Origin of the sequence: Williamsia sp. DF01-3, from assembly GCF_023051145.1 — a bacterium.
Lineage (GTDB): Bacteria > Actinomycetota > Actinomycetes > Mycobacteriales > Mycobacteriaceae > Williamsia.
The window spans coordinates 1147823-1173399 of record NZ_JALKFS010000005.1; the positions used below are offsets into that span (position 1 = coordinate 1147823).

General features: G+C 66.3%; 12 protein-coding genes. 10 read left to right on the top strand and 2 right to left on the bottom strand.

The annotated features are described in order from the left end of the window. A complete protein-coding gene (locus tag MVA47_RS07510) occupies positions 1–1509 on the bottom strand; it encodes an AMP-binding protein (protein ID WP_308280512.1) in 1509 nt (502 codons plus the stop codon). A 329-nt stretch (positions 1510–1838) separates the two neighbouring features. On the opposite strand from MVA47_RS07510, the gene MVA47_RS07515 reads away from it, so the two are divergent. The 3 genes from MVA47_RS07515 to MVA47_RS07525 are packed head-to-tail and all read left to right on the top strand — an operon-like array spanning position 1839 to position 8067. Beyond that, positions 1839–3212 (top strand): salicylate synthase, encoded by a 1374-nt coding sequence (locus MVA47_RS07515; RefSeq protein WP_374474138.1) that lies wholly within the window; start codon positions 1839–1841, stop codon positions 3210–3212. An 8-nt stretch (positions 3213–3220) separates the two neighbouring features. After that, positions 3221–6757 (top strand): amino acid adenylation domain-containing protein, encoded by a 3537-nt coding sequence (locus MVA47_RS07520; protein ID WP_247207328.1) that lies wholly within the window; start codon positions 3221–3223, stop codon positions 6755–6757. Then, positions 6754–8067 carry a SidA/IucD/PvdA family monooxygenase gene (locus MVA47_RS07525; RefSeq protein ID WP_247207329.1) on the top strand — a complete coding sequence of 438 codons (1314 nt, stop codon included), beginning with the start codon at positions 6754–6756 and terminating at the stop codon, positions 8065–8067. The genes MVA47_RS07520 and MVA47_RS07525 overlap by 4 nt, the downstream gene beginning before the upstream one ends. A gap of 28 nt (positions 8068–8095) precedes the next feature. Here MVA47_RS07525 and MVA47_RS07530 read toward each other — a convergent pair whose 3' ends face one another. After that, complete coding sequence (locus tag MVA47_RS07530) at positions 8096–8722, bottom strand: GNAT family N-acetyltransferase (protein WP_247207330.1); 627 nt, start codon at positions 8720–8722, stop codon at positions 8096–8098. A 166-nt stretch (positions 8723–8888) separates the two neighbouring features. On the opposite strand from MVA47_RS07530, the gene MVA47_RS07535 reads away from it, so the two are divergent. The 7 genes from MVA47_RS07535 to MVA47_RS07565 all read left to right on the top strand — a co-directional run bounded on the left by MVA47_RS07535 (position 8889) and on the right by MVA47_RS07565 (position 25575). After that, positions 8889–9659, top strand: coding sequence for a thioesterase II family protein (locus tag MVA47_RS07535; RefSeq protein WP_247207331.1), 771 nt, complete (start codon positions 8889–8891; stop codon positions 9657–9659). Positions 9660–9671: 12 nt separating this feature from the next. After that, entirely contained in the window at positions 9672–11006 is a 1335-nt protein-coding gene (locus MVA47_RS07540; RefSeq protein WP_247207332.1) for a polyketide synthase, read from the top strand. After that, entirely contained in the window at positions 10999–12771 is a 1773-nt protein-coding gene (locus MVA47_RS07545) for an acyltransferase domain-containing protein (RefSeq protein ID WP_247207333.1), read from the top strand. The genes MVA47_RS07540 and MVA47_RS07545 overlap by 8 nt, the downstream gene beginning before the upstream one ends. Continuing rightward, positions 12768–14195, top strand: coding sequence for an SDR family NAD(P)-dependent oxidoreductase (locus MVA47_RS07550; RefSeq protein ID WP_247207334.1), 1428 nt, complete (start codon positions 12768–12770; stop codon positions 14193–14195). The genes MVA47_RS07545 and MVA47_RS07550 overlap by 4 nt, the downstream gene beginning before the upstream one ends. A gap of 113 nt (positions 14196–14308) precedes the next feature. Next, positions 14309–15034: a hypothetical protein gene (locus MVA47_RS07555; protein WP_247207335.1), complete on the top strand. Its 726-nt coding sequence runs from the start codon at positions 14309–14311 to the stop codon at positions 15032–15034. A 45-nt stretch (positions 15035–15079) separates the two neighbouring features. Further along, positions 15080–21019 carry a non-ribosomal peptide synthetase gene (locus tag MVA47_RS07560; protein WP_247207336.1) on the top strand — a complete coding sequence of 1980 codons (5940 nt, stop codon included), beginning with the start codon at positions 15080–15082 and terminating at the stop codon, positions 21017–21019. Next, positions 21016–25575, top strand: a complete 4560-nt coding sequence (locus MVA47_RS07565) for a non-ribosomal peptide synthetase (protein WP_247207337.1) — start codon at positions 21016–21018, stop codon at positions 25573–25575. Before MVA47_RS07560 ends, MVA47_RS07565 begins: the two co-directional genes overlap by 4 nt. Positions 25576–25577 lie beyond the last annotated feature (2 nt).

Consider the following 25577-nt stretch of genomic DNA (forward strand, 5'->3'; position numbering starts at 1 on the left):
TCAAGTCAGCTGCAGCAGCAATGCGCGTTTGTCGATCTTCCCGACCGCGGTCACCGGCAGACCGGCGACCACCTCGAGCTGGTCGGGCTGCTTGAACGTCGCCAGCCCGCGGTCGGCGAGGAACTGCCGGATGGTCGGGAGATCAGGCGCCGGGCCGTCGGCGACGATGACGGCGCAGATGCGTTCGCCGAGAGAGTCGTCGGGAACCCCGACAACCGCTGCCTGTCGAATGTTGTTGTGGGCGACAAGGTTCTCTTCCACATCGTCGGCCGCGACGTTCTCGCCGCCGCGGACGATGGTGTCCTTGATGCGGCCGGTGACGATGAGATGACCCGAGGCCAGTCTCCGCACACGATCACCGCTGCAGTAGAAGCCGTCGTCGGTGAACGACCGCCGCCCCTGCTCGCCGGCGCGGTAGTAGCCGCGGATGGTGTACGGACCGCGCACCAGCAATTCACCTTCCGTGCCGTCGGGGACTTCATCGCCGTTCTCGTCCACCACCCGCAATTCGTCGTGGTCGCTCATCGGGCGACCCTGGGTGCGGGTGACCGTCTGTTGGTCATCGGTGGACCGGGTGTAACAGATCAGGCCCTCTGCCATCCCGAACACCTGCTGCACCGCGCCGTCGAACGCCGCGTTCGCCGCAATCGCGTCGGATTCGGCGAGCTTGGCCCCGCCCACCTGCAGCAGCCGCAGTGACGAGACGTCGGCGGGTTCCCATTCGGTCGCGGCGGTCCAGACCTGGGCCAACGCGGGTACGAGAGCCACCGCGGTGACCCGGTACTTCTCGATCAGATCGAAGGTGTGGTCAGGAGAGGGGTTGTCGGTGAACACCGCGTGGCCGCCGACGGAGATGATGCCGAGCAACCCTGGGCAGGCCAGCGGGAAGTTGTGCGCGGCGGGAAGCGCCACGAGGTAGGTGTCGGAGGAGGTCCACCCGGCCATCTCGGCGCTGAGTTCGGCGTTGTACCGGTAGTCGTTGTGGGTACGTGGGATCAGTTTGGGCAGACCTGTGGTGCCACCGGACACCAGGAAAAGTGCGGGGCTGTCGGGATCGGGGGTGGGAACAACGTCGAGGCGGCTCGGGTCGCCCTGTGGCGGCGCGGCCTCGGAACCCTTGTCACCGTCGACGAAGACCGCGCGGATGGTGTCGACGCGCCCGCGCAGCTGGTGGGCCAGGTCGCGGTAGTCGTACCCGCCGGCGTGGCCGTGGCAGACATAGGCAACCGCCCCGGCGGTCTGAGTCAGATGGGCGATCTCGTTGATGCGGTGGGCGGGGAGAGTCATCACGGGGACGACACCCGCCCGCAGCAGGCCGAAGAAGTTGACCGCAAAGTCAACCGAGTTCTGGTTCTGCAGCACCACGCGTTCGCCGGGGCGCAACCCGGCCTCGACGAACCCGGCCGCACGCCGGGCCGACGACTCGGCGAGGTCGCGATAGCTCAGCGTGCGGGTGATGTCGGAGACGGCGGGCGCATCCGGTGTGGCATCGGCCTGGTCCCACAACATCCGCCAGAGGGGTGTCTCTCGCCACAGACCCAGTTCCCGGTACCGCGCCGCGGCCGTCGGGGGTGGGGTGTGAAACCGCTCGTGAGGTCGCTGTCGTCGTGCATCACAGACATGGTGGTGATCGTAGACTTGGCCCAGATCGGTTGGTTAGGCTAGCCTCAAGCGCGAGAGTTAGCCCATCCTAAGTCCGCGGTTGCTGGGATCATGGGGGCACGGACGAACTTTCGATCGAGAAGACGCCTGACAGGTCCGTGGGCCACCGGGGTCCACACGTGGTGCGGGTGAGTAGAGGATGCCATGAGCAGCAGAGCATTTGCCGGGGCGATCGCGTGACCGCGACCATCGACACCAACAGTGACAACAAGGGCGGCGACAACACGGGCGGCGACGAGTCCGGGGCGCTCCTCGGGGACCTCGGTGCCGCACAGATCTGTGCGGCCTGGGCGCAGGCGGACGTCGCCGACGACTACGTCGTGTACGAACGCGAGAATCGCTGGGTCTTTGCCGGGGGACGGCGGGCCAGCGTGGTGCTCACCACCGACGAGGTGGTCACGACGATCGGGACCGAGTCGACGTCACGAGCCTGGTCGGGCCTACCTGCCGGCGCGATCTCCGCAGCGCTCGCCGGGCTGCCCTTCCCGCACTGGCGTGTCTACGGATGGATCGCGTTCGACTTCTGCGCGCCGGGTCTCGGTGCCGGCGATCACCTCACCGCAGGCACCGTGCTCGCCCACCTCGTCGTGCCCGAGTTCGAGGCATGGGTGGAACCCGACGGCATTCGGGTGGAGGGTGGTGGCGACGAACTGGCCGAGAGACTGCGCGATATGGCGGCCCGTGCGCCGCATTCTCACCCGGTCTCACCCAGTCCCTTGCCGGTCGATGACGACCCGTCAGACTACCGGGGTCGCGTGGCGGAGGCGGTCGCGGAGATCCATCGCGGTGACTACGAGAAGGTGATCATCTCGCGAGGGGTCGATGTCCCCTTCGACGTCGACATCGCCGCCACCTACAGCGAAGGCCGGAAGAAGAACAACCCCGCTCGTTCGTTCCTGCTTCGGCTCGGTGGTCTCGAAGCTGCGGGTTTCAGTCCGGAGCTCGTCGGATCGGTTGATGCCAACCGCCGGATCGTCACCGAACCACTGGCGGGCACACGCGCATTCGGCCGGTCGCCCGAACTCGACGCAGCCGCTCGTGCCGAGCTGGAGTCGGATTCGAAAGAGATTGTGGAACACGCGGTTTCGGTCCGTACCTCGTTCACCGAGGTGCAGTCGGTGGCGCTGCCCGGCACCACCGCGGTGACCGAGTTCATGGTGGTCCGCGAACGGGGCAGTGTTCAGCACCTCGCTTCGACCGTGCAGGGAACGCTGGCGCCGGAGTTCGGACCCTGGGACGCGCTCGAGGTGCTCTTTCCGTCCGTCACCGCCTCTGGTATCCCGAAACCTGCTGCGGTGGATGCGATCTACCGCCTGGAGGACACCAGGCGCGGACTGTACTCGGGAGCGGTTCTGACCGCCTCGTCCGAAGGCGAGCTCGAGGCCGCACTGGCGTTGCGCACCGTCTTCCGGGAAGGTGGCCGGTCCTGGGTGCGCGCCGGCGCCGGCATCGTCGGTCAGTCGTCTCCCGAGCGGGAATTCATCGAGACGTGTGAGAAGTTGGGGAGTATCGCGCCCTATCTCGTCGAACGCACATCCGACGACCGCTGAGCCGTGTGATGAACGACGGTACCGAGACCGCGGACAAGGTCGGCCTCGATGAGATCCGCCGGCAGATCGCCGAGCAACTCGGGTGCTCTCCGGACACCATCGACGACGACGCCGACCTGATCGGACTGGGTCTCGACTCGATCCGGATGATGAAGATCGCGGGTGGCTGGCGCAAACGGGGCCACAACGTGAACTTCGCGCAGCTGGCCGAGGCCCCATCGGTGGCCGCCTGGGCGAACCTCATCGGGGGGCACCCGGAATCGGCGCGGTCACAGGCAGGCGGGGTGCCGATTCCTCAGTCGACGCAAGAACATTCGGCATCGCCGGACGCCCCGCACGAGGCGCTCGCCGAGTCGGGGCCCTTCCCGCTGGCGCCGATGCAGCATGCCTACTGGATCGGCCGCTCCGAAGGTCAGGACCTGGGCGGGGTCGCTGCCCATCTCTACGTCGAGTTCGACGGAACCGATGTGGACCCGTCACGGCTCCGAGATGCCGTTGCACATCTGGTCGCGGCGCATCCGATGCTTCGGGTACAGATCCTGTCCGACGGTACGCAGCGCGTGTTGGCCGAACCCGGCCGCGAGGTGTTCGGCGTCGTGGATCTCAGATCGGTCGGCGATGCGCAGGTCGAGCAGACTCTGAACGATCTGCGGCAGAACAAGTCTCACCAGATGTTGCCAATCGAAGAAGGTCAGGTCCTCGACATCACCCTGACCTTGTTGCCAGACGGCAGGACGCGACTTCACGTCGATGTCGACATGATCGCCGGTGACGCGATGAGTTACCGGACGATGCTGGCCGACCTGGCCGCGGCCTATCACGGCCGTTCACTACCTGCCGCCGAGTTCACCTACCGGGACTACCTCGCCTGGCGCGACGATCACCCGGACGTCAATCGTGATCGCGATCAGCAGTGGTGGGCGAATCGGCTCGATGAATTACCCTCGGCCCCAGCGCTTCCGCTGGTACCGAGGTCGCAGCGAACCGACGAACACCGGGTGGTGCGCCACCACCACTGGATCGATTCGGCGGCCAAGGAGTCCCTCATCGCGGCAGCGCACGAGCGTGGCGTGACGGTGGCCATGGCTCTGGCGTCGGTGTTCGCCGAGTCGATCGCGCGATGGTCGAGTGCGCCCCGATTCCTGCTGAATCTTCCCCTGTTCCAGCGTGAGGCCGTACATCCCGACACCGATCGGCTGATCGGCGACTTCACCACCTCGGTCCTGCTCGACGTCGACGCCTCTGCCCACTCATCCATTCTCGACCGCGCCCGCGCGTTGCAGAAAGTGATGCACGCGAACGGGTCTCATGCCTCGTACAGCGGGCTCGAGGTACTGCGTGACCTCGGTCGCCATCGCGGAGAACAAGTGCTCGCGCCGGTGGTGTACACCAGCGCACTCAATCTCGGTGAGCTGTTCGACGACGATGTGGTGCACACCTTCGGCGATCCCGAGTGGATCGTCTCGCAGGGCCCGCAGGTCCTGCTCGATGCGCAGGTCACCGAGGTGCGGGGCGGGCTGCTGCTGAACTGGGACGTGCGTGAATCGGCCTTCTCGCCGGGGGTCATCGACGCGATGTTCAACCAGTACCGTGTGGCGGTCGACAGGCTCACCCTCTCGAAGGCGGCATGGGAGGCCGACACCACCCCGCAGCTTCCCCTCGATCAGCGTGCGGTGCGCGACCGGGTCAACGCGACCGACCACCCGACCAGCGGACAGGTGCTGCACGAGGGCTTCTTCTCATGGGCGGCGACGACTCCGGAGGCTGCAGCCATCCGGTTCGGCACCGAGGGCCTGTTGACCTATCGTGAGGTCGGCGCAGCAGCTCTCGCTGTCGCGGGGGCGCTGCACCAGGCGGGTGTCAAGCCGGGTCAGGCTGTCGCGGTACAGCTTCCGAAAGGCCCCGAACAGATCATCGCCACCCTGGGCATCCTCGCGGCCGGTGCCTCGTACGTACCGGTGGGTCACGACCAACCCGCGGCGCGGCGAGCGCACATCCTTACTGCCGGACAGGTTGTCGCCTGGGTGGGTGCCACTCCCGATCCCCACCTGCCGACCGGCCTCACAGCGCTCACCTACACCGACGCGGCACAGTGTCCGGCCCCTCTTGCAGAGGCAGTGATCCCGGACCGCGAGTCCGTCGCGTACGTGTTGTTCACCTCCGGATCCACCGGGATCCCCAAAGGGGTCGAGGTGCCACACCGGGCGGTGATGAACACCATCGACGACCTGCATCACCGCTTCGGTGTGACTGCCGCCGACAGCGCCCTGCTGGTCTCCAACCTCGAGTTCGATCTGTCGATCTACGACATCTTCGGACTGTGGGGTGTCGGCGGCACAGTTGTCACGATGACGGACGCCGAGCGCACCGATCCCGACGTCTGGAAGGCACTGATCGAGCGTCATTCGATCACGCTGCTCGCATGCGTACCCAGCCTGCTCGACATGCTGCTCAACGCCACACCCGCCGGCAGCACCGCGCTCGCGTCGGTGCGCGCGGTGTTCCTCGGTGGCGATTGGGTCGGCGTCGACCTGCCCCGCCGCATGACGGCGCTGGCACCGGGCGTTCGGGTTGCCGGTCTCGGTGGTACCACCGAGACGGCCATCCACGCCACGATCTGCGAGACGGTGGACCCGCCTGATCATTGGGCCGCAGTGCCGTACGGAACACCGCTGAACAATGTGCAGTGCCGGGTTGTCGACGCCACGGGCAACGACTGCCCGGACTGGGTGGCAGGCGAACTGTGGATCGGTGGAGCCGGGGTCGCGCACGGATATCGCGGCGACCCCGAACGCACCGCCGACCGGTTTGTGCGCCACCACGGCCAGAACTGGTATCGCACCGGCGATCTGGCGCGCTACTGGCCCGACGGCTGCCTGGAGTTTCTCGGACGTGCCGACCATCAGGTGAAGATCCGCGGCTACCGGGTGGAACTGGGTGAGGTCGAGGGCGCGCTCCGCTTGCTGCCAGGGGTGCACCGTGCGGTGGCGTCGGTGCTCACGGGTGCAGCTCCCACGTTGGTGGCCGCCGTCTCGCCGGAGTTCGGTGCCTCGCTCGATCGCGAAGCCGTGCTGGACGGTCTTCGGGAGTTGCTGCCCGGGTACATGATCCCCGTACAGTTGCTCATCCTGGAAACGATGCCGATCACCGGCGTCGGGAAACTCGATCGCCGTGCGGTGCACATGATGTTCGACATCGAGGACACCAACTCGGAGTTCGAGCCTGCTCGGTCCGCACTCGAGCGCGCGCTCGCCCACATCGTCGGCGAGCTCATCGGGGCCGACCGGGTCGGGCGAGACGATGACTTCTTCGCTCTCGGTGGGGACTCGGTGCTCGCGACCACATTGGTCGCCCGTATCCGTGAGTGGCTGGACGCTCCGAATGCGGTTGTCGCCGACGTGTTCTCAGGACGGACGGTTGCGTCGATCGCCGAGAGGCTGTTGGCCTCCGACCCTGTCGTCGGCCGCCTCGAGCAGGTTGCGGACATGTACCTCGAGGTCACCGCCATGGGTGACGACGAACTCGCGGACCTGGTGACCGAATGAGCGGTGCGAACCGGCCGCCGGCGTCGGTGCAGACGCTCCTGGTCATCGGGGCCGGACCGAAAGCGCTTGCTGTCGCGGCCAAGGCGACGGTGATGCGGGAGCTCGGCCTGCCGGCGCCGCGTGTTCTGGCGGTGGAATCGCATGCCGTCGGCGCCAACTGGCAAGCCGGGGGTGGATGGACCGACGGTCGGCATCGACTGGGCACGAGCCCGGAAAAGGACATCGGTTTCCCGTACCGTTCCAACATCGCTCGCGGGCACAACCACGAGATCAACACGCGGATGATGGCCTACAGCTGGACGTCGTATCTCATCGATCGCGGCACCTACTCGGAATGGATCGATCGGGGCAGACCGGCACCTCCGCACAGCACATGGGCAAAGTACCTGCAGTGGGTGGCGAGCAAGGTCGACCTGGAGGTGGTGCTCGGAACGGCGCGCAAGATCTCGGCCGATGGCCCCGGCTGGAATGTCGAGGTGTCGGGAGTTGATGGCTCGATACAGGAGATCTCGGCCGAGGCGCTGATGATCTCCGGCCCGGGCCGCAGTGATCGAGCCCTGGCCCGGCACCCGCGGGTGCTGAGCATCGCCGAGTTCTGGAACCTGGCCGGCCGCAGGGAAATCCCCGCATCGTCTCGGGCCGCCGTGATCGGCGGTGGAGAGACCGCCGGGTCTGCACTGGACGAACTGGTTCGGCACGACGCGATGACGATCTCCGTCATCTCGCCGATGGCCACGATCTACACCCGCGGAGAGAGCTTCTTCGAGAACGCGTTGTTCAGCGACCCGTCGAAGTGGGCGGCGCTCAGCACTGCCGAGAGACGCGACGTAATCCGCCGCACCGACCGCGGTGTGTTCTCGGTTCGCGTGCAGGAAAACCTGATCAGCGACGCCCGAGTCCATCACCTGCAGGGGAGAGTGGTGCGGGTGGTGGAGCAGGGGCCGTCGGTGGCGGTGACGCTGCACAACGAACTGCGTTCGGACCAGGCGCACACCTTCGACCTCGTGGTGGATGCCACCGGTGGACAGCCCCTGTGGTTCATGGAGCTGTTCGACCCGGCCACCACAGACCTCATCGAACTCGCGATCGGCTGGCCCATCGATCAGGAACGTCTGGAACTGTCCATCGGCTACGACCTCTCGGTCACCGGTCTGCTCCCCAAGCTGTATCTGCCGAATCTGGCCGGATTCGCGCAGGGCCCCGGTTTTCCGAATCTCAGTTGCCTGGGGGAGCTGTCCAATCGTCTGTTGCGCGCTCCCGAGAAGGTGTCACCGGGCCGGCGAGCCCAGGCGGGCTACGGGCGTAGGTGACCGACCGGTCGACTTTCGGGGATCGGGGTCAGGGTCGGCTGAGCGAATGCAGCGCTATCCGGCGGCCGGGGCGCACGTCGAACTCGCCGAGATCCCGGTAGCCTTTCCTCGCCAGGGCCCTGCGCATGTGGGCGTTTCGGTGATCAGGGTCGACAAAAATTCTGTGACACAACGGGTCTGCGGTCCAGATCGCCTCCGCGAGTCGTTCCATCCAGGTCGACATCACACCTCGGCCGAGGAGGTCGGTCCGTGCGGTCGCGATGTGAAATCCCATGTCGCGGGGCGCAGCTGGATACACCTTGGCGTTCTCGTCGCGGGCCGGGCGGTACAGCTCCACGTACGCCACCTCGGTCATCGCTTCACCGGAGACTCCGAATGCGGCGAGATCGGCACTCACGATGCACGGCCGCGAGTAGTCGCCGGCAAGGCGTGCTGCGGCGTCGTCTCGCCACCGTGCAGCCGACCATGGCTGTTCCCAGGTCTCCACCAGGTGCGGCAGCGACATCCACGCGGCGAGCATCTCCGGGTCGGAGCCGTCGGGGTCGACGAGGCGCAGCGCGAACGGCGGGTCGAAGTCGGGCACCACCGGCGGTGGGGCTGCCCGGACATCGTCACCGACGTCGGTGAGTTCACGTTTGAGGACATGCGAGGTCACGTCGGTCGTGCTCCGTTCAGTTCAGCCGGACGCAAGTAGGGTAGCCTAACCAAGGAGTTCCGGCCTTCGGGTACCGGGAACCGGCCTCTGGCCGCCGGAAAAGGAGCGTTTCTGGCCGCCCGGGGTGTCGGCCCATGGCCGCCCAGAATGAAGGAGCAGTACCTAGATGTCACGCGACCTCGGATGGATCCGGCAGTTCCATCAGCCCACGTCTCCGGCGAATCCGCCTTTGTTGATCTTTCCTCACGCGGGCAGCGGGGCATCGACCTACCGGGCGTTCTCCAAAGAGCTCAGTGCCTCGTTCGACGTGATCGTCTTCCAATATCCGGGACGGCAAGACCGTGCACGGGAGGCGCCGGCCGAGACATTGCCCGATCTTGCTGCGGGTGCCTTTGCGGAGTTCGTCGGATCGAGATGGAACCGGCAGGCAGCGATCACCGTGTTCGGCCACAGCATGGGTGCTGTCACCGCGTTCGAGTTCGTCCGTCTGGCCGAAGCCCGCGGCATCGAGGTGCGGTTGCTCGGGGTGTCGGCGGCGGTGGCGCCATCACAGGTTGCGGACCTGCCTCCCCACCCGACGGGGGACGAGGAATTGCTCGAGCACCTCTCGGCGCTGAACGGCACCGGTGGTGACGTGCTGGCGAGTGCGGATGTGATGCGGATGGCGTTGCCTGTCATGAAGATCGACTACCGCGCCTTCGATGCCTACTCCTGCGGCACCGAGGTGACGGTCGCGGCGCCGATCCGCGCCATGGGGGGCGCGGAGGACCCCTTCATCACCCCGGGCCAACTGCACGGCTGGGGCACACACACCACCGGTTCGGTGGATGTGACCGTCTTCGACGGCGGGCACTTCTATCTCGATGAGAACCGTGACGATGTCGCCGAGTTGCTCGTCGCCGAACCCGCGGCAGCACAACAATCGATCCAGCGGTAGCGGAGCCGGCGAATGTCAGCCAACACGAACGATCCGATCGTCATCTCCGGGATGGCCGTGGAAGCGCCGGGAGGAATCGAGGACACCGGAGCCTTCTGGGAGGCACTCGTTGCCGGGCGTGAGCTGATCTGTCCTTTTCCCAGAGACCGCGACTGGCCGATCGAGGAGCTGTTCGCTCTGCACCGGCTCGACGGCTGGAGTGCCGTCGCCGATGCCGGAGGATTCCTCGACGGCGCATCGCATTTCGACCCGGGCTTCTTCGGGATCAGTCCACGCGAAGCGATCGCGATGGACCCTCAGCAGCGAGTCGCCATGCGAGTTGCCTGGCGCGCACTCGAGGACGCCGGTATCAACCCCGGTTCTTTGGAGGATGCCGAGGTCGGTTGCTACATGGGCGTGTCGATCAGTGAGTACGGCCCACGCGCGGCCGCTGTCAACGAGTTCAGCGGTCACCGCATCACCGGAACCGCGCTCGGCGCGGTTGCCGGCAGGATCTCACACAGCCTCGGACTCGTCGGTCCATCGATCAGTGTGGACACCGCCTGTGCTTCGTCGCTGACGGCACTGCACCTCGCTGCCGGAGCGGTCCGCGACGACGAATGTGATTGGGCGCTTGCCGGAGGCGTTTGCGTGATGGGTTCTCCTGCTGCGTTTTACGAGTTCTCCAAGAACAACGGGCTGGCATCGGACGGACACTGCCGGTCGTATGCGGCCGATGCCACCGGAACTCTGTGGGGTGAAGGGGCCGGTGTGGTTGTCGTCGAACGCGAATCCAGAGCGCGGGCTCTCGGACACCGGATCCACGGGCGCGTGCTGGCAACACGTATCAACCACAACGGCAAGGGAATGCCGATCGTGGTGCCGAGTGCGGCGGCGCAGGTTCGCCTGATCGAGAAGACATTGGCGGCAGCGGAGGTGGAGGCCGGCGACATCGGCCTGATCGAGGGGCATGGCACCGGGACACCGCTCGGCGACCCGATGGAGCTGACCGCGTTGCAGAACACCTACGGGCAGGGCAGCGCCGGGACGGTGAAGCTGGGATCGGTGAAGTCGAACGCCGGCCACGCCCAGGCCGCTTCGGGGATGCTCGGCCTGATCAAGATGCTGCTCTGCGGGGGCAACGGGCACATAGCGCCGACACTGCACGCCGATCGGCCCACCACGAAGGTCGACTGGGAAAGTTCGGCGCTCCGATTGGCCGAGGGCCTCGAATACTGGGAGCCGAAAGATGGTGTGCGCTACGGCGCCGTGTCGTCGTTCGGGGTCTCGGGCACCAATGCGCACGCGATCGTCGCGATGCCGGACAGTGCCGCGGCCGTCGGGACCGCGGGAGCCCGCCATGCCTGATCATCGCCTGCCGGATGGCCGGACCGCGGTTCTCCTGTCTGCTGATTCGCCAGAGCTTCTGGTGGCCGAGGCAGGCGCGTTGTCGGCGTATGTGCGTGACAACCCGACGGTGACCCCGAGTGCTGTCGCGGCGACGCTGATGCGCACCCGCGTGGTCCGCAGGCATCGGGCACTCGTGATGGCCTCCGACCGGGATCGCTTCGCTGCCGGCCTGCAGGCGCTCGCGGACGGTGGCGACCATCCGGACGTGGTGCGTGGCCGCGGCCCGGTGACCAGGCGGACAACGGCTTTCGTCTTTCCGGGGCAGGGCAGTCAGTACCCCGGTATGGGGAAGATGTTCTACGACGCGTCACCGGTATTCCGGGACGAGCTCGACAGAATGAACGACATCTTCATCGAGCTGTACGGCATCTCCCCCAGGGACTATCTGCTCGATCAGCAGGAGCGTTCGGTCGACGCGGACGGGCGTGTGCACGAGGACATCCGCGTGGTACAGCCCGCACTTCTGATGCAGATGATCGCCCTGGCGCAGATGTGGCGTTCGTTCGGCGTGGAACCGGTGCTGACGGTGGGGCACAGCCAGGGTGAGATCGCCGCGGCGTACATCTCGGGAGCGATGTCGTTGACGGACGTCATCCACGTGGTGGCTACCCGGGCAAATCTGGTCGTCGAGTTCTCGCCGACCGGCTATTCGATGGCGGTGGTCGCCATCAACCGTGACGAGTGCGAGGCGTTGCTGGCCGAACATTCCGGGTGGGCCGAGCTGTCGGTGGTCAATTCCCCGCACATCCTGTGCATCTCGGGTGACCGTTCGACGGTGCACGACATGGTCGGAACACTGACCGCAGCAGGGAAGTTCGCGAAAGAAATCCGGGTCGACTACCCGGCGCACACCTCCATCGTCAGCAGATTCCGAGACGAACTCGGCGAGGCGCTGGCCGACAAGCTCGAGAACTCGAGATTCACGGAGACGTCGACCCCATGCTTCGGTGGCACCCTGGGCAAGGCGATGTCGCCGTCACAACCGCTGTCGGACTACTGGTTCTGGAACCTTCGTAACCGTGTCCGGTTCGATCTCGCGGTCGGCGGCGCCGTGCGCAGCGGGGCGGACACCTTCATCGAGATCGCCGAGCATCCCACCCTGGCACTTGCCATCCAGGAGAACATCGCGACCGCAGCGCCTGACTCGTCGATGCCCGTGATCGGGACGTCGCGGCGCAGCGCAGAAGACCTGCGCGAGTTCACACACAATCTCGCCACCGTCGCCGTCAACGACTCCGGCTATCGGTGGGAGTCCCTCGCTGTCGCCGACGTGGAACCCGTACCCCCACTGCCCGATTTCCCGCACGTGCAGATGGCCCGGCGATCGCTGTGGGCCTCGCACCTGGCACCTGGGCAGGAACTGGAATCCAGAGTGCCCAAATCAGATCCGGCGCTGGTTCCCCGTCGCATCATCGAGACGTGGACGCGACTGACGCGCCGGACACTGGTGCCACCGCGTTCCATTCTGCTGGTCGACCACACCGGGCGGTGTGAGCAATGGGCCGCCGACCTGTGCGCCGCAGCGCCGGCCCACGGCGCCACCGCGAGCATGTACCGACAACAGGGACCGTTGGGGTCGGCGGAGTTCGATTCGGTGGTGATCCTGTTGCCGACTGGTTCCGGCGACACCGTGTCCGACGCGATCGCGGACCTCTCCGATTTTTCGGGAACCGGGGCTGGCTGCCGGCAGCGGTCACCGACGCCGCCGAATGCTGGCTCGTGACTGCAGCCGGCGAACACGTGGTGCCAGACGATCCGGTCCCGCATCTGTTCCATGCCGCTGCCAACGCCGGATTCCGTTGTCTGGCAGCCGAGTACCCGCGCACGACGTTCCGGCACCTCGATCTTCCCGCCGCCGGTACACCGTCGGCTTCCGCCGTCATCGGCGCTCTGCACATCGCTGCCGAGCCGGAGCTGGCCCTGCGCGGCGCCAAGGTCTACGCAAAACGCCTTGCCTACGTCGACGCTGTAGACGGACGCCCCGCACCCGTGCTCGAGGACGCCGCACCACTCGGGTTCGACGATCCGGCCATCGGTTCGGGTCCCGACGATCACGTGGTGATCATCGGTGGAACCGGCAAGCTGGGCCTGGAGTTCTGTGAGTACTTCGCCACGCGGGGCGCGAACAGGATCACACTTCTCAGCCGATCAGGTGAAACCGCTTCCATCGCAGGCCGATTGCGGCACATCCGGAGTCTGGGTGGCGCAAGGGTCGATGTCGTGGCGTGTGACGTCGGTGACGAGGCATCGGTTTTGCAGTTCGTCTACGATCACGTGACCGATCCGGTGGACGTGGTGGTACACGCTGCGGTGAACTATGTGGACGCCGAATCCGGCAGCATCACACCCGATCTCGTCGCGGCAGCAACACGGTCGAAGGTCGTCGGTCTCATGCATGTGCTGGCGGCGACACCGCTGGCGCCGCGATGTCGTGTCGTGCTGTGTTCATCGATCGCGGCAACCCTCGGAGGTCGCGGACAGATCCTGTACGCAGCCGGCAACCGGATGCTCGATGTGCTGGCGCGCACCCTGCGCGAACAGGGCATGCGGGCGGCATCGGTGCAGTGGGGGTTGTGGAACGTGCAGGGTCCGCTCGACACGGCCGGCGTCGATCGGGTCGAAGGGGCAGGTGTCATCCCCATGCGGCCCGCGGACGCGTTGTCTGTGGCCTTCACCGGCGCGACGACGGACACGATCGTCGCCGCGGCCGACTGGGCCGAGCTATACGACATCGTGTCCTTGTTCGGGCACGGACCCCTGATCGCCGGGCTGGTCCCCGAACGCCCGCCGGCTCAGTTGGCTTCCTCCGTGTTGCCGACGACGCCTTCGCCGGTGGCGGCCGGGTCGCCCACGGCGTCGGAACCGGCCACACCCGAGAGGCCCGCTGCGTCGGCGGACAGCGCGGTTTTTGCCGAATTGGTCGTCACCGAACTCAACCGGGTGATGGGCATCGACGGGGGTGACATCGACCGGACGGTGCCGTTGGTCGCGCTCGGGCTCGATTCGCTGCAGGCGCTCGATTTCCGTCGCCGGGTGAAATCCGAACTCGATCGGGACCTCCCGGTGGAGGCGATCCTGGGCGGCGCATCGTTCGACGAGGTGGTCAGGTTGATGGATGTGGGGTCTGAGACCGCCGTCGGCGGGTAACGGTCATCGCACGCCCGAATAGAGGTAAGGACAGGCTTACCATTTAAGCCCGTGTCGTGGTTCAATAGCGCGTACATGCGGGGAGATCATGAAGTGAACAGAAAGCAGATGTGGTGACCGAGAAATCGAACTCGAGTGTCAACGTGCCGACAGTGTTCGTGGCTGCCGGTGTGTCGGCGGTCATCTCTGCGCTCATAGTGTCCATCGGTGTGGTGGGGGTTTTGTTTGCCGTCGACACCGACAATTCGGCGTCGAATTCCGCCGAACCCACCGTGGTGAATCTCGGGGCCGCGGCGAACCCGCAGGGAACCGTGCAGGCCGGAGCCACGGCTCAGCCGACCACTGCTGCGCCTGCCGCTCCTGCGCCGACCACCGCGGCCGCTGCACCCGCACCCGCGGTCGGAGGCGGCACCACCTCAGGTGGCGGCTACGCACCGCAGGCCCCCGCGGCACCGGCGACAACCGAGGCGCCCGCAGCCGAAACCGCTGCGCCCGCGGCGTTGTCCGCAGGAGAACTGCAGAACAAACTGAAATTGGTGCTGAACGGCTCGAGTGCGCAGAAAGCCGATGAACTCGAGGCGGGCACCCGAGGCGTGCCGGTGGGCGAGGGGATCGGCAACACCCTGCGGACGTTCGAGCCCGCCGGTGTGAAGTGGCGGATCGCGGGCCCGGTGACCGTCAACGGAAACACCCTGTCCGCCAACCTCATCCTCTCGTCGCCGGGTTTCAACGACGCGACGATGGGCCTGACCTGGGTGTGGAAAGACAACAAGTGGAAGCTGTCCAACACCAGCGCCTGTGAGGTCGCCGGGTACGCGCAGGTTCCGTGCGCGCTGTAGCGCCGCCTGCATCTGCCGTCGGACCGTGATCGCTAGGGGCGTTCCATGCCAGAAAACCTGATAGCCCGCCGCAAAGAACTGCTTCGCCGAAAGCTCGTCGAGAGCGGCCTCGCATCCGACGTCTCCGCTCCGGTTCGCACTCGATCGGCCGGTGAGCGCTCACCGCTGCCGGCGGGGCAGCAGCGGCTGTGGTTCCTGCAGACCCGTGACCCTGATGACACCACCCTCAACGTCTGTGTGGCATACCGGTTGTCGGGCCGCTTGGATGTCGATCGGTTGCGGGCAGCGCTATCCGACGTGGTCGGACGCCACGAGATCCTGCGCACCTCCTACGGCGTGGGCGACGATGGGGTCCCGTACGAGTCTGCTGCCGAGCACGTCGAGGTGCCCTGGAGTGAACACGACCTGACCGATCTCGTGGAGCAGAGTCGCTCTCGCCGTCTCGAAGTGCTCGCACGACGTGAGTTCGGGCGGCCGTTCGACCTCGCCCGGGACGTGCTGATGCGGGCGACACTGGTTCGAACCGCCCGCGACGAGTGGGTGTTCATCTTTGTCGTCCACCACATCTGCTGGGACGACGACTCGTGGGCGGTCTTCTTCGACGACCTGAATGCGGCCTATCACGGGCGATCCGCACACCGGGAGCCGATCCAGTTCCTCGACGTGGCAACCGATCCGGTGGCCCCCGAAGTCGACGACCCAGCGATCGCATACTGGCGAGACTTGCTGAGCCCGGCTCCGGAATGGCTCGAACTGCCGGCGGAGACACCCGGTGTCGCGTCCAAGGATGCAGGCCGCGGTTCCAGGGCGATGTCCTCCGATGTGATCGAGGCGGTGAACGAGCTCGCTCGTGCGGCCTCGACAACGCCGTTCACAGTGCTGCTGGCAGCCTTCGGAGCGTTGATCCACCGGTACACCGGTGCGACGGACTTCTTGGTGGCCGTGCCCATCACCGACCGGCGCAAGCCTGGGGCCGACAGGGCGATCGGGTACTTCGGCAACACGGTGCTGGTGCGGACGACCATCGACCCCCGGGCCGCCTTCGCAGACCTCATCGCGGCCACTCGCGACACCGCTCTCGGTGCGTTCGGTCACCAGCATCTCGGTATCGACCGGGTGGTGCGCGAGCTGAACCCGGATCGGTCTGGTGGCGATGGTCTCGAACAAATTGTCCGACTGAGCTTTTCGACACGCAAGAGCGCGGTCGGGTTCGCGCTCGACGGTGTGACGGCCGAACAGCTCGACCTGGCCGCCTCGGTGACCCAGATGCCTCTCGGGCTGACGGTGGTGCGCGATGGCGATGACGCATCGGTGGAAGCCGAGTACTTCGCGGATGTGCTCGACCACGCGGTCGTGGACGACATGCTGGCCGCTTACGTTCGGTTGCTCCACGAGGCTGTCGCGTCGCCCAGCACACGAATCGTCGATCTCGACATCCTGGGGGAGGGGCGAGCGGAGATCATCGAGCGTTCGCACGGTGATCAGGTCTCCGCGACACCAGCCACGCTGCCGGAGATGTTCGAGAGTCGGGTCAGGGCACATCCGGACCAGCCCGCGATCATCGACGACAGCCACACCCTCACCTACGCCGAGCTCAACGCCCGGTCCAACCGTCTGGCCCGTTGGTTCATCTCACGCGACATCGGACCCGAAGACCTTGTGGCACTGAGTCTTGCTGCGTCGGTCGAGTTCGTCGTGGCGGCGGTCGCCGTGCTCAAGGCGGGCGGCGCGTACCTGCCGATCGATCCGTCCTACCCACAGGACCGGATCGACTTCCTCGTCGAGGACGCCAGGCCGCGAATCATGCTGTCCCAGGCCGATTTGGCCGCTGCTGAGCAGGCAGCCGAGGCCCTGCCCGTCGTCGATCCGGTGGACGCGGACCGGATCCGCCCTCTGCTCCCGGCTGGTCTGGCGTACGTCATCTACACCTCCGGCTCCACCGGCCGGCCCAAAGGTGTCCCGGTACCCCACGCGGCGATCGCGGACCATCTCGCCGGCTTCCATGCCCAATTCGGGATGACCGCCGAGGACCGGCTGGTTCAGACCTCGTCGGTCAGCTTCGATGCCTCGCTGTTCGAGGTGTTCTGCACGCTCACTCTCGGGGCCACGCTGGTGATCCCCAAAGCCGACGGCTTGCAGGATATCCCGTACATGGCAGACCTGTTGGTGCGCCAGGGCGTCACCGTCATGCACATGGTTCCCTCCATGCTGGGGATGTTCCTGTTGCTGCCGGGGGTCAACGAGTGGACCACCCTGCGCCAGATACCCGTGGGTGGAGAAGCGCTGCCCGGTGAGATCGCAGACAAGTTCGGCACGGTGTTCGACGCCCAGTTGCGCAACAACTACGGCCCCACCGAAGCGGTTGTCGCGGCCACCCACTACCCGGTCGACGGACCACAGGGTGTCCGGATCGTGCCGATCGGTGTGCCGAACCGCAATGTGACGGTGTACATCCTCGACGCCGCACTGCAACTCGTGCCGACCGGAGTGGTCGGCGAGATCTACATCGGCGGAGAGCAACTCGCACGTGGATACCTCGGCCGTCCAGCGCTGACCGCCGAGAGGTTCGTCGCCGATCCGATGTCGCCGGGTGGCCGGCTGTACCGGACGGGCGACCTCGCGCGCTGGAACGTCGACGGTGACATCGAGTTCGTCGGCCGGATCGATGAGCAGGTGAAGATACGCGGCTTCCGGATCGAACTCGGCGAGGTCGAGTCCGCGCTCGCCGGCCACCCTGCGGTCGCGCGTGCCCTGGTCATCGTCACCGACGATTCACGTGTGGGCGCATCGCTGGCGGCTTACCTTGTCGCCGAGCGTGATCAAACCATCGAGATCGGAGCTGTCCGGGACCACGCTGCGTCGGTGTTGCCGGAATACATGGTGCCGAGCGGCTTTGCCGTGATCGACGAGATACCCCTCACCGCACACGGGAAACTCGATCGCAGAGCGCTTCCGGAACCGGTGAGCAGCCGGCCCGCGGAGTCACGTGCACCCACCACCCCGACCGAGATCCGTGTTGCCGCACTGTTCGCGTCCCTGTTCGGCCGCGATGACATCGGCGCAGATGACTCCTTCTTCGAACTCGGCGGGCACTCGTTGCTGGCGGCGCGCTTGGTCACGCAGATCCGGACCGAGTTCGGAGTGGACATCGACGTCCGGGCACCGTTCGACACACCCACCGTTGCCGGCTTGGCGACATGGCTGGTGGCCCAGGTGCGCAGTGAGTTCGGCATCGACCTCGACGCGCATGACGATGACGAAGGCGGAGACTGGGATCTCAGCAGCAGTTCGATCCCGGAGGCTGCGGCGTCATCGTCTCTGACCGGCGCACCGCGTCGGCCCGCGATCTCTGCTCGCACCGAGGCGCCAGAACACGTGCCCCTGTCGTACTCACAGCTCGCGATGTGGTTCGCCCGTAGCTTCGAAGGGCCCAGTGCGGTCGGGAACATCCCGATGGCGGTGCGGATCGATGGTCCGCTTGATGTGCCTGCCCTGACCGACGCACTGGGCGACGTGATCGCCCGCCACCCGGCTCTGCGGACAACGTTTGTCGAGCGAGAAGGTGTGCCGTATCAGGTTGTCGGACCCGTCGAGCCCGCGGTGTTGCCACTCACGGTGGTGAACGGCACGTCGATCGCCGAGAAGGAAGCGCAGCTGAGTGCAGAACTCGACCGGGTGGCCGGCCATACTTTCGCGATCGAATCCGAACGGCTGATCCGTACAGAGCTGTTCTCACTCGGTGAGAATTCGCATGTGCTGTCGATCTTGGTGCATCACATGGTGATCGACCACTGGTCGTTCAACGTGCTGCTGGCCGACGTGGTCACCGCCTACCGCCACCGCCTCGGTCATCGGTCGGCGCCGCCCTGGCTGCCTCTGCCGATCCAGTACAGCGATTACGCCTTGTGGCAACGCGACCTCTTCGAACCAGGCGCGGTGGCGCACGCCGTGGGTGATGCGCAGCTGGAGTACTGGCGGTTGACGTTGGCGGGCATTCCCGACCACATCACCGTCGCAGCGGACCGTCCTCGGCCCGCGGTGCTCGGAAAGACCGGCGAAATCGTGACTTTCGCGGTGCCGGCAGATCTGCGCACCAAGTTGCGTGCGGTGGCCGATCGCGCCGGCGTCAGCGAGTTCATGTTGCTGCACTCTGCGGTGGCGACCCTGCTGCACAAACTGGGCGGTGGCGACGACATCACCATCGGTACGCCGGTCGCGGGCCGGACCGACGATGCCACGGTCGGCATCGTGGGACTGTTCGCGAACATGGTGGTGTTACGCAACGACTTCAGCGGTAGCCCGACAGTGCACGACGTCCTCATCCGCGGGAGAGATGCAGCGCTGGGAGCGTACGCCAACCAGGACGTGCCCATCGAGCGACTCGTCGAAGCGCTCAACCCGCGCCGCACCCGGTCGCGTAATCCGCTGTTCCAAGTGATGATGCACTTTCGGGATGAGCACGGCCGGGATGAGTACGGCCGTGATGAGAGCGGCCGTGATGAGAGCGGTGGCTCCGGCGCATCGGCACTGACCGACGGAACCACGATCTCGCTGCTGCCGGTGGACTTCGAGACATCGTTCCTCGACCTGAACATCATCTTCGCCTCGCAAGCCGATGGCGGTCTGGCCGCACGCCTGGTTGCGTCGACGGATCTCTACGATCGCGACACCGCCGAAGAGATGGCCCGCCGAATGATCATCATGCTCGAGCACTTTGCCGACCACGTGGAGACCCCGGTGGAGAAGGCGGACGTGCTTCTTGCCGACGAACGCCACCGCCTTCTCGACCAGTGGTGCGATGGAGGACCGCTTGATGTCGAGGCCTTCCGAGCCAGGATGAATGCCCTTCCTGCCGGCAGCGACACAATTGCGATCCGGCGGGGCGACGATGTCCTCGACTACCGTTCCCTCGCCGACTGTCTGGCACGCAACGACAACGCGAGTGGCCCGCTGTCCGATGTCGTCACGGTTGTGCGCGGTGCGCTGCACGGACATCCGTGTCACCTTCCGGCTCCGAGCACCGATGCGATTCGGTTGATCGCTGCCCGTTCCGGCGACCCGGTGATGGTCTCGGAACTCCTCGCCGGATTGTCGGACGGGGCGACCGTGGTGCTGGCCACCGACTCCGAACGAACCGATCCGGCCGCCCTGGCCGCTGTGATCGCGGGGCAGTCGGCGCAGAGAGTGGTCGCCTCACCGGACATGCTCGGCATGCTCCCGCACTCGGGGGTGTCGATGATGCCGTCGGTGCGGACCTGGGTGGCTGCCTCGGTCAGCACCCAACCATCTCTGGGCGAGACGCTCGGGTCCCTGTCTGCGGGTTCGGTTGCTGAGTACCGTTACACGGCTGAGGATCTCGACGTAATCTTGGCGACGGGCGAGCTGTTCGGTTCCCACTCCGGACGTCCGGTCCCAGGATCGAAAGTACTGGTGCTGGACGCACAACTCGACCCGGTTCCGCCGGGGGTGGTGGGCGACGTCCACGTCCAGGTGGCGGGGTCGGGACCCGTGCGCACCGGTGACAGGGCGAGGTGGGACCGCACCGGTTCGCTTGTCTTCCAGATGCAGTCCGAGGCCACGGTGGCCGGTGGGGTCGTGGGCGTCGCCGGCGGTGGCGAAAAACCCCAGACCGACACCGAGCGCGCGATCTGCGATGTTCTCGCGGAGTTGCTGGACATCGACGGCGTGGGTCGCGATGACAACTTCTTTGCACTCGGTGGCGACAGCGTCATCTCCATCCAGCTCGCGGGAAAGCTTGCAGCCAAGAACATTCCGCTCACGCCACAGATGATCTTCGATCACCACACGATCGCCGAGGTGGCCGCCGCAGTCGACGAGGCCCGTGCCGCAGCTCACGGATCGGATGAAGACCCCGAAGTCGGCCGGCCCGATGCCCCCGCATCGACCCATGCGCCGATGTCTGTCTCCGGGTTGAGTGGCGACGCTCTTGCAGCCCTGACTGCCTCGTGGAAACCGGGTTCATGACCGAGGACGTGGTCAACCGCTCCGCACCCGCCATCGAGGATGTTCTGGCACTGAGTCCACTGCAGGAGGGCCTCTTCTCACTCGCCGAGATCGCGGGCGACAACCTCGATCTGTACACGATGCAATTCATCGTCGAGATCAGCGGCGATGTGAACACCGAGTTGTTGCGCCGAAGCGTCGAGGTGATCCTCGAGCGCCACCCGAACCTGCGGGTTTCCTTCTGGGACCGCGACACCCCCAAGCCCGTACAGATCGTTCCCACGTGGGTCGAACTGCCGTGGGCCGAGCGTTCCGCGACTCCGGAAGAGTTCGATTTCATCGCCGGATCCGAGCGGCGACGCAAGTTCGATCTGTCCCAGGGCCCCGCGCTGCGTGTGGTGCTGGTGAACTTGCCCGACGACCGCCGGCGACTGCTGATCACCGCGCACCACATCTTGATGGACGGATGGGCCGTCGCGATCTTCTTCCAGGAGATGTTGGCTGTGTACGAGGCGGGCGGCGATGGCAGGTCATTGCCTCTGCCGCGGCCATACCGCGACTACATCGGCTGGCTGGCAGCGCAGGATGATGACTCCGCGCTGGCGAGTTGGGTCGACCACCTCGCGCCGTTGCGTGGTCCGGTGATGCTCGCCGAAGGTCGAAGGGCCCAGCCGGATTCGGTCCCCCGGCGCACCAGAGTTCAGCTGAACCGGTCCGACACCACCAGGCTGACATCCTGGGCCCGGACCCAGGGTCTGACGGTGAACACCGTTGTCCAATACGCCTGGGCAGTGGTGTTGGGACGGCTGACCGATCGGCGTGACGTGGTGTTCGGCACCACCATCTCGGGTCGGCCGGACTCCCTGCCAGGCGTCGAGGGCATGATCGGTCTGTTCATCAACACTGTTCCCGCTGTGGTCGTCTTCGAACCCGGCACATCGGTGGCGGAAAGTCTTGCGGCACTGCAGCGAGACTCTGCACGGATGCGAGATCTCGGCTACCTCGGTCTGTCTGCGGTGCAGCGTGCCGCAGGGCACGGCAGTCTCTTCGACACCCTGTTCGTCTTTGAGAATGCCCCGATCGGTGCGGTGACCGACCCTCTCAGCACCAGCGATGGGACGCGGTTTCTGCCCGTGGCGATGGAGAGCCTCGCGCACTACCCACTCACCATCGCGGCATACCTGCAGAACGGTTCCTTGGTGGTGATGGCCGAGGTCATCGACGAGGCCCTTCCGCACCTGCCCGCCGCAGACATCGCCGAGCGGATCCTGCACGTGCTCAGGCAGATACCCGATTCTGGATCCGCCGGTCCCGACACTCTCGACGTGCTGCTGCCCGCCGAGCACACTGCCGTGGAACGCGGTGTCGCCGTCGATGACGTGCCCACCGGCACCATCGCTGCCGCGTTCCTCCGCCAGGCCGCGGTGACCCCGGACGCGCCCGCACTCACCACCACGACCACCCAGTTCACCTATGCCGAATTGCGCGACCGCACACTGCGTGTGGCCCAGGAACTCCGCCACCGCGGAGCCGGTCCGGAAGACGTGGTGGCGATCGCGCTGGAGCGGTCGGCCGATTCGGTGATCTCGATCCTCGGTGTGCTGGCCGCCGGTGCGGCATACGTCCCCGTGGATGTCGCGCTGCCGCCGGCGCGGATCGGATCGATTCTGCGACAGTCGAACTCCGCCTTCATGATCACCAAGTCAGATGTGCTGCCCGCGGAGCTCCGGGGCGGTGCCACCACCGTTCTGCGGCTCGACGACCCGGCGGTGATCGATTCGATCGCACGCCGAGAACCCGTGCCGCCATCGGTGCCGGAGGAGTCCCGCCTCAGCGCCTATCTCATCTTCACCTCCGGTTCGACCGGTGAACCCAAAGGTGTCATCGGTACCAATGGCGCCGTGCTGAGCTACTTCGCCGACCACCGGGACCGGGTGTACGTGCCCGCGAAGAATCGCCTCGGCCGCCCGTTGCGCATCGCTCACGCGTGGTCGCTCAGTTTCGACGCCTCGTGGCAACCACTGGTCGGTCTGCTCGACGGGCACAGCGTCCATCTGTTCGACTCCGAGGACATGCGTGATGCCGACGCCCTGGTCGAGGGGATCATCGCGCACGGAGTCGACATGATCGACACGTCCCCGTCGATGTTCGGGCAACTCTCGGGTGCCGGCCTGATCCCGGCGAACAGCACACGCACACCGCTGTCGGTGCTGGCGCTCGGCGGCGAGGCCATCAGCGCGGCACTGTGGAAACAGTTGCAAGAGTTCGACGATCTGGACGTCTACAACTGCTACGGGCCCACCGAGACCACTGTCGAAGCCGTGGTCGCAACGGTCAAGGATTCACCCACACCCACGGTCGGTCAGGCCGTGGACCGCATGACGGCGCACGTTCTGGATTCCGCTCTGCGGCCCGTTCCGCGTGGGGTAGCGGGGGAGCTGTATCTCGCCGGCGAGCAGGTCACCCGCGGTTACGCAGCACAGCCCGGGATGACCGCCGGCCGGTTTGTCGCAGACCCCACCGGTGCCGGCGACAGGATGTACCGAACCGGGGACCTCGTCCGGCATCTGCCCGACGGCAAGCTCACCTTTCTCGGCCGGGCTGACAGTCAGGTGAAGATCCGGGGATATCGCATCGAGATCGGCGAGATCGAGAGTGCCTTGCGCGGCGTGCCGGGTGTGACAACGGCTGCGGTGGTGGTGCTTCGACGTGCGGCCGGGGCCACGCTGGTCGGCTTTGTTGTCGGGACGTCCGTTTCGGATCAACAGATTCGCGCGTTTCTCGCCGAACGCCTGCCCACCCATATGCTTCCCGCCCGAGTGCTGACGCTCGAGTCCTTGCCGATGACATCAAACGGCAAGCTGGACAACGACATCCTGACGGATCTGGCGCGAGACGCACTGTCGGCCAGGACGGGAGCCGATGCGCTGCCGTCGACGGACACCGAGCGAGCCCTGTGCACGGCGTTCGCCGAATTGATCGGCGGGCCCCCACCAGGCGTCGACGAGGACTTCTTCGATCTCGGGTTGGACAGCATCGTCGCCATGTCGCTGGTGAACGCGCTCAGACGGTTCGGCGTGCACGTCAGTCCACGAGCGGTTCTCGAGAACCCCTCGGTGCGCTCTCTTGCCGCGGCCATCGATGCCGGTGAGGTGGCCGTGGTCGACGACGACGGTGAGCACGACGGTCCCGGCGAGGTGGTCGCACTGCCGATCGTCCGATGGATGTACGAGTACGGCCGTTTCCGCCGGTTCACCCAGACGACTTTGATCGCGTTGCCCGAGGGTGTGACGGACGGCGACGTGCAGTCGGTGCTGCAAGCGCTGCTCGACCGCCACGACATGCTGCGGTCGAAGCTGTACTCCGATCCGTCCGGCTACCGGCTCGTGACGCAAGAGATCGGGTCGGTGAGCGGGGCGGACGTCATCGAAACGGTTGTGGTCACCGACGACCTGGGCCGTGCAGTCGAGGGCGCCGCCCGGATCGCAGCGGGACGGATCGACCCCGAAGCAGGCGCCATGATGGCCGCTGTTCGCCTACAGAACCCGGCCGGTGGCGACGTGTTGCTCCTCGCCATCCACCATCTGGCGACAGATGCGGTGTCCTGGCAGATACTCTTCGGCGATCTCGTCGAGTGCGGACGCATGCTGAGCGAAGGATCGGTGCCCGTTCTGGGACGTGTGTCCACCTCCTATCGACGCTGGACGCACGTGCTCACCGAGCGGAGCGGATCCGAAGACGTCCTTGCGCAGCAGGATTATTGGATCGGTCAACTCGCCGGGCCCGACCCCGAGATCGGGGAGCGGCCGCCCGATCCGACCGTCGACGACTGGTCGTCGCTGCAGACCACCGACGCACACACCACCACCGAGATCACCGGCCGCGTGCTGGCGAAACTGGCGGGCCAGGACTCCGGGATGCGCGAATTCCTGCTGACTGCCCTCACGATTGCCGTGACGACATGGCGAACCGTCAACGGGCAGGACAACACCGGCGGCGCTCTGATCGCCCTCGAGGGACACGGCCGCGAAGACGTTGTGGTGGCAGGCGAAGTGGACACCTCAGAGACCGTCGGGTGGTTCACCAGTGTCTTCCCGGTCCGGCTCGGTGCGGGCAAGCCGGTCGACCTCGACGCGGTCACACGCGCACCGGAAGTCGCAGTTGCCCTGTTGGATTCGGTCACCTCGCATGTCGGCGCCATCCCGCGGCGCGGGATCGACTACGGCTTGCTGCGCCATGTCGAGCGGGTTTCGGGACTCGTGGATCTAGCCGACCCGCAGATCGAGTTCAACTACCTCGGCCGGTTCGATCTGAGTTCGGCCGGAGCGACCGACAACCCCCGACCGTGGTCGGCCATCACCGACCTCGAACTCAACGGCCATCTGCCCACCGCTCCAGAACCCGAGCTGCCGCTCCGGTACGCACTGGACGTGGTCGCAGTGGTCCGGGGCACGGCCGAGGGCCCGCAGTTGGTCACCAGCCTTCGCTGGAGTGAGTCGCTGATGAACGCCAGGCAAGCCGACGATCTCGCCGGTATCTGGCAGGAGTCCGTGGCCGCGCTCGCCCGCGCCCTCTGACG

Bases quoted from the DNA above. Each gene is read 5' to 3' on its own strand.
- MVA47_RS07510 (WP_308280512.1), bottom strand. From the start codon at position 1,509: ATGTTGTGGGACCAGGCCGATGCCACACCGGATGCGCCCGCCGTCTCC.
- MVA47_RS07520 (WP_247207328.1), top strand. From the start codon at position 3,221: ATGAACGACGGTACCGAGACCGCGGACAAGGTCGGCCTCGATGAGATC.
- MVA47_RS07525 (WP_247207329.1), top strand. From the start codon at position 6,754: ATGAGCGGTGCGAACCGGCCGCCGGCGTCGGTGCAGACGCTCCTGGTC.
- MVA47_RS07535 (WP_247207331.1), top strand. From the start codon at position 8,889: ATGTCACGCGACCTCGGATGGATCCGGCAGTTCCATCAGCCCACGTCT.
- MVA47_RS07540 (WP_247207332.1), top strand. From the start codon at position 9,672: ATGTCAGCCAACACGAACGATCCGATCGTCATCTCCGGGATGGCCGTG.
- MVA47_RS07545 (WP_247207333.1), top strand. From the start codon at position 10,999: ATGCCTGATCATCGCCTGCCGGATGGCCGGACCGCGGTTCTCCTGTCT.
- MVA47_RS07560 (WP_247207336.1), top strand. From the start codon at position 15,080: ATGCCAGAAAACCTGATAGCCCGCCGCAAAGAACTGCTTCGCCGAAAG.
- MVA47_RS07565 (WP_247207337.1), top strand. From the start codon at position 21,016: ATGACCGAGGACGTGGTCAACCGCTCCGCACCCGCCATCGAGGATGTT.